General features: G+C 68.5%; 9 protein-coding genes. 2 read left to right on the top strand and 7 right to left on the bottom strand.

Going from position 1 to position 13,737, the window contains the following annotated elements; translation table 11 throughout:
• Nucleotides 1-41 precede the first annotated feature (41 nt).
• From ACYVF3_RS03860 to ACYVF3_RS03840, 5 genes are all read right to left on the bottom strand, one after another.
• A complete protein-coding gene (locus tag ACYVF3_RS03860) occupies nucleotides 42-1,616 on the bottom strand; it encodes a type 1 periplasmic-binding domain-containing protein (protein ID WP_461152869.1) in 1,575 nt (524 codons plus the stop codon).
• A gap of 23 nt (nucleotides 1,617-1,639) precedes the next feature.
• Nucleotides 1,640-3,601, bottom strand: coding sequence for a hypothetical protein (locus ACYVF3_RS03855; RefSeq protein ID WP_461152868.1), 1,962 nt, complete (start codon nucleotides 3,599-3,601; stop codon nucleotides 1,640-1,642).
• 128 nt (nucleotides 3,602-3,729) lie between these two features.
• Nucleotides 3,730-6,534: a penicillin acylase family protein gene (locus tag ACYVF3_RS03850; RefSeq protein ID WP_461152867.1), complete on the bottom strand. Its 2,805-nt coding sequence runs from the start codon at nucleotides 6,532-6,534 to the stop codon at nucleotides 3,730-3,732.
• A gap of 104 nt (nucleotides 6,535-6,638) precedes the next feature.
• Nucleotides 6,639-7,502, bottom strand: coding sequence for a fumarylacetoacetate hydrolase family protein (locus tag ACYVF3_RS03845; RefSeq protein ID WP_461152866.1), 864 nt, complete (start codon nucleotides 7,500-7,502; stop codon nucleotides 6,639-6,641).
• A 69-nt stretch (nucleotides 7,503-7,571) separates the two neighbouring features.
• A complete protein-coding gene (locus ACYVF3_RS03840; RefSeq protein ID WP_461152865.1) occupies nucleotides 7,572-8,030 on the bottom strand; it encodes a MarR family winged helix-turn-helix transcriptional regulator in 459 nt (152 codons plus the stop codon).
• Between the two features lie 71 nt (nucleotides 8,031-8,101).
• Here ACYVF3_RS03840 and ACYVF3_RS03835 point away from each other — a divergent pair, with 71 nt between their 5' ends.
• Nucleotides 8,102-8,869: a dioxygenase family protein gene (locus ACYVF3_RS03835; protein ID WP_461152864.1), complete on the top strand. Its 768-nt coding sequence runs from the start codon at nucleotides 8,102-8,104 to the stop codon at nucleotides 8,867-8,869.
• Nucleotides 8,870-9,070: 201 nt separating this feature from the next.
• On the opposite strand, the gene ACYVF3_RS03830 is transcribed toward ACYVF3_RS03835, so the two are convergent.
• Nucleotides 9,071-9,850 (bottom strand): IclR family transcriptional regulator, encoded by a 780-nt coding sequence (locus ACYVF3_RS03830; RefSeq protein ID WP_461152863.1) that lies wholly within the window; start codon nucleotides 9,848-9,850, stop codon nucleotides 9,071-9,073.
• Between the two features lie 94 nt (nucleotides 9,851-9,944).
• Here ACYVF3_RS03830 and ileS point away from each other — a divergent pair, with 94 nt between their 5' ends.
• Entirely contained in the window at nucleotides 9,945-12,830 is a 2,886-nt protein-coding gene (gene ileS, locus ACYVF3_RS03825) for an isoleucine--tRNA ligase (protein ID WP_461152862.1), read from the top strand.
• Between the two features lie 96 nt (nucleotides 12,831-12,926).
• Here the strand turns inward: ileS and ACYVF3_RS03820 are convergent, their stop codons facing one another.
• Complete coding sequence (locus tag ACYVF3_RS03820) at nucleotides 12,927-13,715, bottom strand: S1 family peptidase (protein WP_461152861.1); 789 nt, start codon at nucleotides 13,713-13,715, stop codon at nucleotides 12,927-12,929.
• Between the last annotated feature and the right edge of the window lie 22 nt (nucleotides 13,716-13,737).

Genomic DNA, 13,737 nt, shown 5'->3' with positions numbered 1-13,737 from the left:
CCGAGGCGATCATCCCCCGCGTCGTTCCCGGATCGCCAGTGCTAACCGCAGGACTGCACGAACGGTTTGCCCAACGGCCACTGCAGGTCATGCTTGGTGATGCCATCAGGCGCCATACGCATGATGGCCATCGGCTTGTTCACCGGGTTGCCATTTCCCTCCGGGAAGAACGTGATTTTTCCGGTAGCGCCGGGAAAAGCATCCTCGCAGGGGAAGGTGTTGCTCAAATAATCAGCTGTCAGCACACCGTTTTCATTCAACGTAGGTAGTTCCGCCGGGTTTTTCTCTGCGACCTTCCGCAGTGCGGTCACCGGCAGCAGCACGGCATCGTGGTGCGCCATGGCATAGCCGTCCAGCAGGTCGGGCGCTAGGCCGTAGCGAGGGATGAAGAACTCCTGAAAGCGTGCGAAGTCCGCCGTTTCCGCCTCATGCCGGTCGTCACTGGGCTGCCACATGCCCCCGGTCGCCACGCTCGTGTAGTACAGCTCCACGGCAGTGCTGCCCCCCTGCGGCAGGTCTGCAGCTCGCAGACTGGACGCGTCATCACTGGTCAGCACCTTGACCGTGGGCAAATTGGCGCAGGCCCCTCCTTCTGTGACGGCGCGGAGGAAGGACTTCAGGTCAGCCCCACGGCCAGCGAAGTAGATCCAGTCCGGCCTCCGCTGACACACCCAGTTGCTGATACCGGCGAATTGCCCGCGCATCGCGCTTTCGCGTGCAAGCCCTTCCTTCAAACCTTCCGGTGAGCTGAAGGTCTTCTCGTCAAGAGCCTGGCCGCCGAACTTTGCCTGATACGCGTTGCGGAAGTCCGCTCCCAGGTTGGTCGAGTAGATGTCTTTCTCGTTGACGTCACGTACCAGCAACACGTTTTGGGCGGACCTCTCGTGGAGGTACAGAGCGCCCACCTTCGCAGCATCGTCGTTGGTCGGGCTGATTCGGAAGAACCGCTTGATCGGCGCGTTGCCGGGAGGGATCGTGTTCATGGAGTCCGCGCTGGCAAGTGCGGACACGACTGCGATCTCGGCTCCTGAAAGCCTGGCAGCCGCCTCGCGTGTTTCGCTCAGACTTTGCCCCAAGCCGGCGACAGCCACGATGTGCTGCTCATCCTTGTGCTTGATGATCTCGTCTACCGCAGTTGACCACTGGCCGGCCCCGGAACCGTAGTTGGCCATCAGCAGTTTCACCGGCGGGACCGGCGATCTGATCGGGGACCTGTTCGCCCGATCCTGTGCCGCCAACGCCCCGGCAACTGCGTGCTGCACGTTGCCGAGCCCAGCACTGTCGACATCTCCATTGGGCGTCAGGTTGTTGAGCACGACCACGGTGATGAACTCGCCACCGCTGTCCTGCAGCTCCTTCGACCTGTTCTGCTCCTTGCTCATCCCCTGAAGCTCGTTGAGGCGATCGTCGTTCCAGACCTGTGCCTCGTCGAGGTTCAGTCCGACGCACTGACCGTCAACCTCGGACATCCCCGCACCGCAGCGCTCCCACGGTCGCCACCAGGCAAGACCGCCGACCACCAGAATCAGCACCAGCACTAACAGGATGACCTTGTGACGACGCCACCACGGCCAAGGATTCACCGGGCTGGGCATCGAAGTCGGCGACGAAGACATTCCCAGTTCCACTCCCTCGGGTGTTAGAACGTCCGCTCGGTCTGCCGGGCGGCTTCGTGCAATGCGGCGACGTCGGGCCTCCGGGACAGCGGCGCCAGTTCCCGGAAGCACTGCGCGGCCATGCGCTTGCGCTCGTCGTCCGGACCCGCCTGCGGATTGGCCAGCAACCACGCGGCCGCGACCAGCCGAGCCAGGATGTTGCGCACCGTGGTGCGGTCCTCCGCGTTCCCGCGCAGGTCTTCTCGCACCAGTGCCTGGTAGAGATCGTCGTGGTCGGTGTCCAACGGCTTGTCGTCCGGAGCGCTGGTCACGAAACCGAGGAGATCCACCCAGTCCTGATGCGGTATCCGGTCGAACCGCTTCTCGAGCATGTCCACGACCGTCGAGAAATCGCCGAGCGCCAGCCGGCAGTACGCCTGGCGCTCCGAATCGACGGTGACCTCGAGCATCGCCTTGAACTGCGTCGCGTACGACGGCTCCTCGGTGCGTGCGGCCAACGCCCGCAACAGGTTCCGCGCGATCCAAGGATGCAGCACGGTGTGATCTTCGGTGCCGCCACGTCGTTCCGGGGCGATCACCCACAACGCGGTGCGCAACTCGGTGAGGATCCGGCCGAGCTGCGGCCGGGACAACAGGCTCGTCGACTCGGCCGGCACCAGCCACGGGGCTGTCGCCCACGTGGCGGCGATGACGAACTCCTCCATGTCGATGTCGGGCAGGTGCTGAGCGAGTCGAAGATCGTGCAACCGTTCCAGAACCGAGCTGGATCCGGCCGAATCCGTCGGCCACAGGGCGTCCCGGCGCCGTCGGTTCGGAGATTCACCGTCGAGCAGCTTCTTGATGGTCTGCACGGCTTGGGGAAGACCCCCGCTGGCACGTTGCGCGAGCTGCGCTTCCGGCGACCGGACGCCGGTTCCCAGAATCCGCGCGGTCTCCTGGATCTCCAGTGCTTCGAGCAGCACCGGCAGGTAGGTGGCGGTGGGTTTGCGTTCGGTTCGGTTCGTGCGCCAGTAGCCCACGTCCCGGGAACGTGGCACGGTGGAAACGTCGTCGGGCTTGTGCTGGAGCGACTTCCACGGCGGGTACCAGTCGGTTTCCCAGCCCGGGTACCAGCGCCCGCTGGTACCGATCACCAGCAGCGGGTCGTGTTCGTCGTGCTGCCGCAGATGCCGTTCACGTGCGGCCGTGAGGTCTTCGAGGAAGCGAAGACCGGCGCGGTGGTCGACGTTGTCCAGCAGCACGACCCAGTTGTGCAGATGCGCGTGCTCTGCCGGATTCATGCACGCGCAGGGGCTCTTAGGTTCGGGCTTGGCCATGACCGGGTGGCTTTCGCGCACGTCGGCGAGGAACGCCGAGGTCAGCCAGCTGGTCATCTCCGCTTCGTCCGCCCGGCCACGCAGGCTGAGCTGGATCAGCGCGTCCAGTGGACGAGCGCCTTCAGCCTCGGGAATGTCGGCGTGCCATCGCTTCGCGTTCGCGAGGGGCTTGCGACCGGCGTATTGCACCAGCGTGGGAAGGAGCTTCACGGTGCTCGCCCACACCGGCTCCAGGAGCGGCTCTGCCACGTCGGACATCTGCCGGAGGATCTCCGCGATCCGTTCCGCGGAGGGGTTCTTCGCGAACTCCCGGATGGCCTGGTTGAGCTTGGCCCGGGCCTGCTCGCGGTTCTCGGGTAACGAGGTCTGCGCGGCGAGCAGCCCCAGCGCGAACCTGGTGAAACGCGGTGGCTTGCGGGCGGGCCACTTGCGGGACAGCCCGAAGGCGATCTGGGCCAGCACTTCCACCGTGGTCAGCTCTTCCTGAGCGAAGTCCAGCGGCTGGTTGTGCACGACCCCGCTGCCGCAATCGAGCGAGATCGATTTCAGCGCTTCGGTCTTCCCCGCACCGGCCGGCCCCAGGAGAACCACCACCGGCTGCTGACCCGCAGCGCCACCGACCTTGCGGTTCCACAACAACCGCCTGGTCAGCGCGACGCTGTCGGACAAAGACCCCGTGTCCTCCATGCGATCCGCACCCCGCAATCCCCGCCGCCCTCTCTCGGCAAGTGATCCATGTTACTAGCGTTGATCACTTGCCGGGGCCGAATGACGGAAGAGGCGTACCGGCGAACGGGTCAGCGGTGGTCTGGGAACTCGATCACCTGCTGATACGTGGGTCGGTTCTGCCAGGAGATCTTCTCCTGGTTGATGCCGCCGATCTTGTTCTGCACGATCGAGTCCGCGCACCACTGGTCGCCGGGTTCGCACTCGTCGTCGCCCGGGTAGGTCTCCTCCGAAGGCGTGGCGGCGGCCTGGACGAGGGTGTCGAGCAGCATCTGGCGGCAGGTGGCGGGGTCGCCGCTTCCGCAGAGCGGTGTGCTGAAGCCGCCCGGGGGCTGCTCGCCGAGAACCCCGCGGATGTCCTTGGAGACCTGGCCGAACCAGCCCAGCTGGAACGCCGAGCCCTGGTGGCTCTGGCCGACGTGCAGTCCGGGTTCGCCGTTCTGCCAGCCGGACGGCGACTGGTTGATCGGCATGACCTCGGTCAGCGCCCGGTAGGCGGGTTCGCCGACGGCCGGTTCGAACTGGCCGCGGACCAGCAGCGGCCACCAGGCGTCCATCAGCTCGATGGCCTCGGCGTGGGCGTACTCCTTGCTGCCGGGCGAGGTCTCGGTGCGCTTGCCGCCGTCAGCTAGCCACGCGCGCAGCTGATCCACCAGGGGTTTCGCGCGCTCGTCCGGTTCCCCGATGACGCGCAGCAGGTCGGGCACGATCCGCTCGGCGCGCAGGTCGGTGATGCCGGCGTCGGCCATCGCCTGCACGAGTTCGACGCGGCTGAACTCGTCGCCCGCGGCGATCTGCTCGCGCACCCGGCGATCGAGGAGGTCCCCGCGCTGCACCGAGCCCTTCTCCACCCGGTCGCCCGCGGTTCCCGGGGCCTGCTTGTTGTTCCAGCTGATGTAGAAGTCCTGGTTGATCGAGTGCGGGTGCTCCTCGAAGTCCTGGTAGGTGGCGGTGTTGGTGCTCGGGTCCCAGCCCGGCCACTCGTTGGCCGGGTCGGAGGCGATCGGCATGTTCGGGTCGAGGTGCGGCTGCCGCACCACGTTGGCGCCCGAGTTGAAGTACGCGGCGTCGTGGGCATCGGCGTAGAACCAGTTGAACGTGTAGTTGATGTCGTGCGCCGCCCGTTGGAAGGACTCGGCGGAGTTCACCGCACCGGGATCGTTGAACTCCTGGAAGCCGATGATCGAGTCCACCTCGTGCAGGAACGTCGAGCGCGCGGTGGTGTAGGCGACCGGCTTTCCGTCCACAGTGGCCCGATGGGTCACCGGTCCGTACCGGGTGCGGAACGACACCAGCCGGTAGGACCCCTCCGGGGTGTCGTCGCCGAGGTTGGGCTTCCAGGAGTTGTTGCGCTCCAGCGTCTGCATCGGCAGGCATTCGCCGTGGAAGAGGTAGGAGTTCGACTCCTTGGTGACCGGACCGCCGTCGGGCGAGCACAGCTCCACCGCGTAGGTGTCGATCATGTCCTGGGAGGCCGTCGTCGCGCTCCACGAGTAGTCCTGGCCGCGGCCGAGCAGCGTGTAGAAGCTCAGGCCCGCGAACGATGCGCCCTTCGACGAGATCCCCGGCCCCTGAAGCTCTTGCAGCGTCAGCAGTTGCGGCGAGAAGTAGCTGGTCTGCGGACCGAAGACGGCGACGGGGTGCCCGCTCTCGGTGTGCTCGCCGGACACCATCAGCGCGTTCGACATGCCCCGGCGCTCGCCCATGCCCTCGGGCGCGATGCCCTCGTTGAACATGCCGCGCAACGGGTTCTGCCGGTCGACGGCCGGACGCGGGGTCTCCTCGTCGGGTTTCGTCGCCGAGCCCGACGCGTCGAAGATGAGCTGCTGCTGCTCGACGGAACCCGGGTCGGGCATCGCCGCGCCCTTCGGGTTCGCCGGGGTGTTGCCGTACGGGAACGAGCTTCCGTCGTGGATCGTGCTGATGGCCTCGGGATCGTTCTCCGCGCGGAAGGTGTTCCAGGCCTGCTCGCCGCGTTCGGGACCGAGGCGTTCGATCAGCGCCATCTTGGCGACGGCGTTGCTCACCTCTCCCCCGCCGCCACCGCCGAACTGGGCTCCGACCAGCGACGCGAGCACCACCAGGTCGGTGAGCTCGAACGGCTCGATGCGCCCTTCGTTGGTGATCGGGTCGACGTGCCCGGTCGCGACGTACTCGCCCGGGAAGTAGCGCCCCTGGTGCGATTCCTGGATGTAGGCGTTGATCCCGTCGACGTAGGACAGCGCGTCCTGCATCGCGAGCTTGCCGCGCTCGCCCTGGGCCGCGACCCGGTCGACCTGCTCCTGCAGCTCTTCCTCGGTGTAGGGGGCGACGGAGAAGAAGCTCTGCTCCAGCTCGCGGTTGGCGGGCGCCCCACCGGCGAAGGGGGTCACCTCACCTCGACCGGCGTGGCGCAGCGCGTCCATCATGAACAGCTTGTCCTCGGCCGTGGTGTACCCGGCGCCGAAGGTGGTCCCGGAGCGGGTGTCGCCGTAGACGTGCGGGACGCCCGCGGTCTTGTCGCGGACGACGGTGACGTCGGCGCGCGGCCGGTAGGTGCGCTCCACGTCGTCGGGCTTGACGCCGAAGGAGTGGTCGTTGAAGAACTCCTGCACGGTGTCGGTGGTCAGCTGCTCGTAACCCCCGGCCAGCGCGTCGTACTGGGCGAGCTGGTCGTCGGAGTGCTTCGGGCGGGTGCCCAGCAGCATGTGCGACACCAGCTCGGCGAAGGTCGCGTTGCCGTTCTGGCCCGGCGGGAGGATGTCGTGGCACTGCTCGCGGCAGTAGTCCTCCGGCGACCGGGGAGGCTCCGGCTGTTGGGCATGGGCTCCCGGTGCGACCAGCAGCGACCCCGCGATGATCGCCACCAGGGCCGCGATCGGTGAACGTCTCGCCATGCCAAGCCCTTTCCGATGCGCGAACTGCTCCGGCACCGGACGCTAGCTACCCCGAAGTAAAATAGAAAGCATTTCACGTTCGGGTTGATCCGAACGGCGCAACCTCAAGCCGACTTCAGCGCGCTGCGCTGACGACCGAGGCCGTCGATCTCCATCTCGACCACGTCGCCGGGCGCCAGGAACGGGAACCGGCCGGACAGCGCCACGCCCTCCGGGGTGCCGGTGATCACCAGGTCACCCGGCTCCAGCGTCAGGTACTGCGAGAGGTGGCGGACGATCTCCCCGACGCCGAAGATCATGTCGGCCGTGCTGGAATCCTGCCTCGGCTCGCCGTTGACCCAGCTGCGCAAGCGCAACCCCTGCGGATCGCCGACCTCGTCGGCAGGCACCAGCCACGGCCCGACCGGGTTGAACGTCGGCGCGCACTTGCCCTTCGACCACTGACCGCCGGACTGCTCCTTCTGGAACGAGCGCTCGGAGACGTCGTTGGCCAGCACGTACCCGGCGACGTGGGACAAGGCCTGCTCCGCGCTGTCGAGGCAGCTCGCGCGCCTGCCGATCACCACGCCCAGCTCGACCTCCCAGTCGACCTGCTCGGCGCCGCGCGGGATCACCACGTCGTCGTGCGGGCCGACCACGGTGTTGGGGTGCTTGAAGAACAGGATCGGCACATCCGGTGGCCGCGAACCAGATTCGGCGGCGTGAGCGGCGTAGTTCTGCCCGATGCACAGCACCGCCATCGGCCGCGCGATCGGCGCGCCCACCCGCGACCCGGTCCCGTCCGCGGGGTCGTCGACGGCGGCGAGCTCGCCGGCCGCGAGCGCCGCGCGGGTGCGCGCGACGCCGTCACCGGCGAGGAACGCGGCGTCGACGTCACCGGTCAGCGGACTCAGGTCGAACAGCCGCCCCCGATCGTCGAGCACGTGCGGACGCTCCTCGGAGAACGACCCCAGCCTCAGAAACCTCATCCCGACCCCGCTTCGCTCATGTGAAAACGATTCGAGCAAGCGAAATCCGATCAGCGCGCACGAGCGTCGTCAAGACCCGCGCAACTCGCGGGAGACCGTGCCCAGGACGTCGGCGAGCGCGCGCAGCTGCTCGCGGTCGAGCACGTCGATGAGGTGCTCGCGGACGATCTCCACGTGCCCCGGCGCGGCCTCCTCCAGCTTGCGGCGTCCGGCCTCGGTCAAGCAGGCGATCACGCCCCGGTCATCGGTGTCGCAGGTGCGGCGGCGCACGAACCCCGCCTTCTCCAGCTGCGTGACCTGGTAGGTCAGGCCGCTCTTGGAGGTCACCACGAGCTGCGCGAGCTCGGACATGCGGATCTCGCCCCCCTCGGCGGCGGAGAGCCGGACCAGGATCTCGTACTGCGGGTGGGACAGGCCCGCCTGCTCGCGGAGCTGTTGCTCGACGCGGCGGTTCACTAGGTTGCCCACCTCGACGAAGGCGTTCCAGGCGGCCATCTCGTCGGGGTCGAGCCAGCGCGGTTCGGTCACTCCCCCATCTTATCTTGTTCGAATTTGAACCACGAGGTACATTTGATTCAAATTCGAACTAGGAGGCCCCGATGGCCGATCGCATGCCCGCCCTGTACCTCAGCCACGGCGCACCGCCGCTGGCCGACGACGACCTCTGGCCCGGCGAGCTCGCCGCCTGGTCGAGCGACCTGCGACGCCCGGAAGCCATCCTGATCATCTCCGCGCACTGGGAGGAAGCGCCCCTGGCGATCGGCGCGACCAGCACCGTTCCGCTGGTCTACGACTTCTGGGGCTTCCCCGACCGGTACTACGACGTCCGCTACGCCGCCCCCGGCGCTCCGGCCCTGGCCGAACGGGTGCGCGCGCTGCTGGGCGGCGCCGAGACGCCCGTGGTCGACGTGCCCGACCGCGGCCTCGACCACGGCGCCTACGTGCCGCTGAAGGAGATGTACCCGGACGCCGACATCCCGGTCCTGCAGATCTCCATGCCGACGCTGGAGCCCGAAGCCCTGATGCGCCTCGGGCGGTCGCTCCAGCCGCTGCGCGACGAGGGTGTCCTGATCGTCGGCAGCGGGTTCTTCACCCACAACCTGGCCGCCCTGCGCTCTCCGGAGACCCCGAACTGGTCGGTGGAGTTCGACGACTGGGGCGGCGCGGCGCTCGCCTCGGGCGACATCGACGCGCTGCTGGACTTCGAGCGCAAGGCCCCCGCCGGCAGGCTCGCGCACCCCCGCACCGAGCACTTCGCACCCCTCTTCGTCACCCTCGGGGCAGCGGGCGACGACCTCGGCTCCCACACGGTCCCCATCCAAGGCTTCTGGTGGGGCCTGGCAAAACGCTCCCTCCAATTCGGCTGACCCACGAACCACCGGCCCCACAGAGCTGATCGCGGAGCGTCCGATCGCCGCGGGGCCGTGGTGGGGCGGCAAGGGGCAGTTTTGGTCCGAACCGTCCATGATCAATATCCGTTTTGCCCGGTCAATTCGGACCAAAACTGACCAGGGGCGAGGACGCGAACCCGACGTGACCCGACGCGGCTTGGTGCGGCTTGAGCAGGGTCAGTGGCGGAGTTGGTGGTGGATCGCTTCCACCACCTGCGTGAGGGGGGCTTTGGTGTTCTCGGTCCAGTCGGGGCCGCAGCGGGGAGTGGGGGCCGAGACGGACATGCCCGCGACGACTTCTCCCGCGTGGTCGCGGATCGGCACCGCCAGGCAACGGCAGCCCACGATGTACTCCTCGTCGTCGACGGAGTAGCCGTCGCGGCGGACCTCGTCGAGCCGGGCGAGCAGCTCCGGGAGCTCGGTGATCGTGTTGTCGGTGAATCGCTCCAGCTTGACGTCCTCGTAGCGGGCTGCGACCTCGTCGTCGCTCAACCCCGCCAGCAGCGCCTTGCCGAGCGCGACCGAGTGCGCGGGCAACCGCATGCCGACGGCGGAGACGAGCTTCATCGGCTGCGGGGACTCGGCGATGGCGATGTAGACGTTCTCGATGCCGTCGAGCCGGGAGAGCTGCACGGTCTCACCGGTCTGCTGCGCGAGGCGTTCCATCAGCGGCAGCGCCAGCCCGACGATGTCGCGGTGCCCGGTGTAGCCCTGCCCGACGGTCCAGGCCTTGAGCCCGAGCCCGTAGGTGCGGGTCGTCGGGTCGAACTCGGCGAAACCGCGGTGCACGAGGGTGCCGAGCAGGCCGTGCACGCTGGACAGCGGCAGCCGGAGCGTCTCGGCGATGTCGCTGAGCCGGTGCCGTCCCCGGGACAGCAGCTCCAGGATGATCAACGCGCGGTCCGCCGACTTCACCAGGTTCTGCCCGTGCGAGCTGGCCGCTTCGTCAGCCGTCACCCCTCGAATCCTCCTGCTCCCTCGTCGTCCCGAGCCGGGACCTACCGAACAGTACAGCGAGCGCGCGAGGGCCGCGCGGCTCCACCATGGGGGCATGAGATCGGCTTCTCCGTTCCACCCGCTGGCCTCGGCGATCGACCTGCCGGAGGCCGAGCGGCGGCGCATCGAGTGGTGGCAGGAACACCGGATCTTCCAGCGGAGCCTGGAGCGGACGGCCGACGGCCCGCTGTGGGTCTTCTACGAAGGTCCGCCGACTGCCAACGGGACACCGGGCACCCACCACGTGGAGGCGCGGGTCTTCAAGGACGTCTTCCCCAGGTTCCGCACCATGAAGGGATACCGGGTGCCGCGCCGGGCGGGCTGGGACTGCCACGGGCTTCCCGTGGAGCTGGCGGTGGAGCGCGAGCTGGGGCTGACCGGCAAGCCGGACGTGGAGCGCTTCGGGATCGCCGAGTTCACCGCGCGCTGCCGGGAATCGGTGCAGCGCTACGTCGGCGAGTTCGAGGACGTCACGACGCGGATGGGCTACTGGATCGACTTCTCCACGGCCTACTGGACCATGTCCGAGTCCTACGTGGACAGCGTGTGGTGGGCTCTGCAGCGGATCTTCGACGACGGAATGCTGGTGGAGGACTACCGCGCGGCCCCGTACTGCCCGCGCGACCAGACGACGTTGTCGGCCCACGAGGTCGCTCAGGGCTACGAAACGGTCGAGGATCCCTCGGTTTTCGTGCGCCTACCGCTCAACGCCCCGGTGGCGGGCGAGTTCGCCGAGCTGCTGGTGTGGACGACGACGCCGTGGACGCTGGTGTCCAACACCGCCGTGGCCGTCCACCCGGAGGTCACCTACCTGGTCAAACGCGGTGAGCGCGGCACGTTCGTGGTCGCCGAGCCGCTGGCCGGCACCGTCGACGGCGACGAGCTGGCTCGGATGTCCGGCCGCGCGTTGGAAGGCCTCACCTACCGGCCGCCGTTCGACCTGGTCGCGGTCGCCGACGCGCACCGCGTGGTGCTCTCCGGTCACGTCTCCACCACCGACGGCACCGGACTGGTGCACCTGGCACCGGCGTTCGGCCCCGAAGACCTCGCGGCCGGGCGGGCCAACGGTCTTCCGGTGGTCAACCCGATCGGCTCGGACGGACGTTTCGACCCGGCGCTTCCGCTGGTCGGCGGGATGTTCTTCCAGGAGGCCAACCCGGTGATCGTCGAGGACCTGCGGCGGCGCGACCTGCTGCTCGGCGAGGGGACGATCGAGCACGCCTACCCGCACTGCTGGCGCTGCCACACACCGCTGCTGCACTACGCGCAGCCGTCCTGGTACATCCGCACGACCGCGATCCACCGGGCTCTCCAGCGGGAGAACGAGAACACCCGGTGGTACCCGGAGCACGTCAAGCACGGCAGGTTCGGCGACTGGCTGGCGGGCAACGTCGACTGGGCGCTGTCCCGCAACCGCTTCTGGGGCACTCCCCTGCCGCTGTGGCGCTGCCCGCAGGGCCACGTGACGGCGATCGGATCGCGCGCCGAGCTGGGTGAGCGCACCGGTCGCGATCTCGCCGGCCTCGATCCGCACCGGCCGCACATCGACGAGATCACCTTCGGCTGCGCGGTCTGCGGCGCGGAGGCCACGCGGGTGCCGGAGGTGATCGACGCCTGGTTCGACTCGGGATCGATGCCCTTCGCGCAGCTGGGCTACCCGCACGCCGACGGCAGCGCGGAGGAGCTGGAGCGCACCTATCCGGCGGACTACATCTGCGAGGCGCTGGACCAGACGCGCGGCTGGTTCTACACGTTGATGGCGATCGGCACGCTGCTGTTCGACCGCTCCAGCTACCGCAACGTGGTGTGCCTGGGGCACATCCTGGCCGACGACGGCCGGAAGATGAGCAAGCACCTGGGCAACGTGCTGGAGCCGCTGCCGCTGATGGACGCCCACGGCGCGGACGCGCTGCGCTGGTTCATGCTGTGCAGCGGTTCGCCCTGGTCACCGCGCCGGGTCGGGCACGAGGCGCTGCGCGAGATCGTCCGCAAGGTGCTGCTGACGTACTGGAACACGGCGTCGTTCTTCAACCGCTACGCCTCGCTGGCCGAGTGGGGCGAACCGGATCCGCCCGGCGAGCGACCGGTGCTGGACCGGTGGGTGCTGGCTCGGCTGAACCAGGTCGCGCAGCAGGTCGATTCGCGGCTGGAGGACTACGACACCGCCGGTGCGGGACGGGTTCTGGCGGAGTTCGTGGACGACCTGTCGAACTGGTACGTGCGCCGGTCCCGCCCGAGGTTCTGGGACGGCGAGCTCAACGGGCTGCGCACGCTGCACGAGTGCCTGGACGTGCTGACCCGGCTGCTGGCGCCGTTCGTCCCGTTCCTCACCGAGGAGGTCTGGCAGCACAGCGTGCGCCCGGGAACTCCCGGGCACCCCGAATCCGTGCACCTCGCGACCTGGCCGGAACCCGATCCGGGGCTGGTGGACGAGACGCTGCTGGCTCAGGTCGACGTCGAGCGGAAGCTGGCGGCGGCGGGGCGTTCGTTGCGCCGCAACGAGAACCTCAAGGTGCGCCAGCCGCTGGCGACGGCCGTGATCAGCCCGGATCTTCCGGCCGAGCTGCGCGCCGATCTCGCCGAGGAGATCAACGTCCGCGAGGTCGTGGCCGGGGACGTGCCGGGGTCCGGGTGGGCGTCGGAGACGCAGCGGGAGGTCTCCATCGCGGTGGACACCGAGATCACGCCGGAGCTGAGGCTGGCCGGGCTGGCGCGGGAGATCGTCCGGTTCGTCCAGAACTGCCGCAAGCAGGGCGGTTTGCAGATCGCCGACCGGATCTCGTTGCGCTGGAGCGGTTCCGCGGAGATCGCATCGGCGGTGCGGGCGCACCACGACGAGATCGCAGGCGCCGTGCTCGCCACCGAGGTCGTCGAGGACCCCGAGGCGGACGAGCACTCCGACGCCAAGCTGGGCATGTCGGTGCGCCTGGTGCGGGCATAGCTGAAGGCCGCGGACGAGGGACGTCCGCGGCCTTCAGCGCTCCTGGTGCGGGCCCGGCCGGAGCCAGCGGGATGACAACCCCGGCCGGAGCGCGCGTCAGGAGTTGATCTGCTCGGTGATCACGTCGTTGTACGCGCCGACGCGGGCGTAGACGCCCGGGAAGCCGGGCTGCGCGCAACCCTGACCCCAGGACACGACGCCGATCAGGCGACCGTCGGCGACCATCGGGCCGCCCGAGTCACCCTGGCAGCTGTCGACTCCGCCTTCCGGCACGCCGGCGCAGACCATCGACTCGTTGCTGTACTCCGGGTAGGCCTTGGAGCACGTGTCGTCGGCGTTCACCGGCACGTTCGCCATCTGCAGGTTGTCGGCCTGCTCCCCGCCCTCCGTGGTGTTGCCCCAGCCCAGGATGGTGGCCTGGGTGTCGGGGGCGTACGCCGCGTCGTCGGCGGTGGCGAGCTCGATCGGAGCTTCCTGCACCGGGGCACCGAGGGTCAGCACGGAGACGTCGAAGCCCTTGGTGGCGTCGGTGTACTCCGGGTGGATCCAGACGTTGGTGACGTCGGAAACCGTGCCCTCGGTGGAGCTCATGACGGTGCGACCGCTGACGACCTTCATGTCAGCGGGCTGCTGCCCGGTGGTGCAGTGGGCAGCGGTGAGGACCTTGGTCGGGGAAACCAGCGAGCCACCGCAGAACTGCTGACCGTCCGGCGTGGTCAGCGCAACGGTGAACGGGTGGTCCGCGATCTGAGCGTCCTGTCCGCCGACGATGTTGGGGTTGACGTCGGCCGGAGCCGCCTGCGCGACGGAAGCCGAGGTCAGCGCGGCGACTGCGATCGCTGCGACACCGGCGAACCGGGCCAGGCGACGTGAGGCATCGACCATCGTGAATCTCCTTGTCCGAAGG

It is taken from the genome of Saccharopolyspora tripterygii (assembly GCF_054778355.1).
The sequence above is the reverse complement of the archived record's forward strand: the minus strand, read 5'-3'. Positions and strand labels throughout refer to the sequence as shown.

What these genes read in the sequence shown, in the direction of transcription:
- ACYVF3_RS03860 (WP_461152869.1), bottom strand. Translation starts at nt 1,616, where the DNA reads ATGTCTTCGTCGCCGACTTCGATGCCCAGCCCGGTGAATCCTTGGCCG.
- ACYVF3_RS03850 (WP_461152867.1), bottom strand. Translation starts at nt 6,534, where the DNA reads ATGGCGAGACGTTCACCGATCGCGGCCCTGGTGGCGATCATCGCGGGG.
- ACYVF3_RS03845 (WP_461152866.1), bottom strand. Translation starts at nt 7,502, where the DNA reads ATGAGGTTTCTGAGGCTGGGGTCGTTCTCCGAGGAGCGTCCGCACGTG.
- ACYVF3_RS03835 (WP_461152864.1), top strand. Translation starts at nt 8,102, where the DNA reads ATGGCCGATCGCATGCCCGCCCTGTACCTCAGCCACGGCGCACCGCCG.
- ileS (WP_461152862.1), top strand. Translation starts at nt 9,945, where the DNA reads ATGAGATCGGCTTCTCCGTTCCACCCGCTGGCCTCGGCGATCGACCTG.
- ACYVF3_RS03820 (WP_461152861.1), bottom strand. Translation starts at nt 13,715, where the DNA reads ATGGTCGATGCCTCACGTCGCCTGGCCCGGTTCGCCGGTGTCGCAGCG.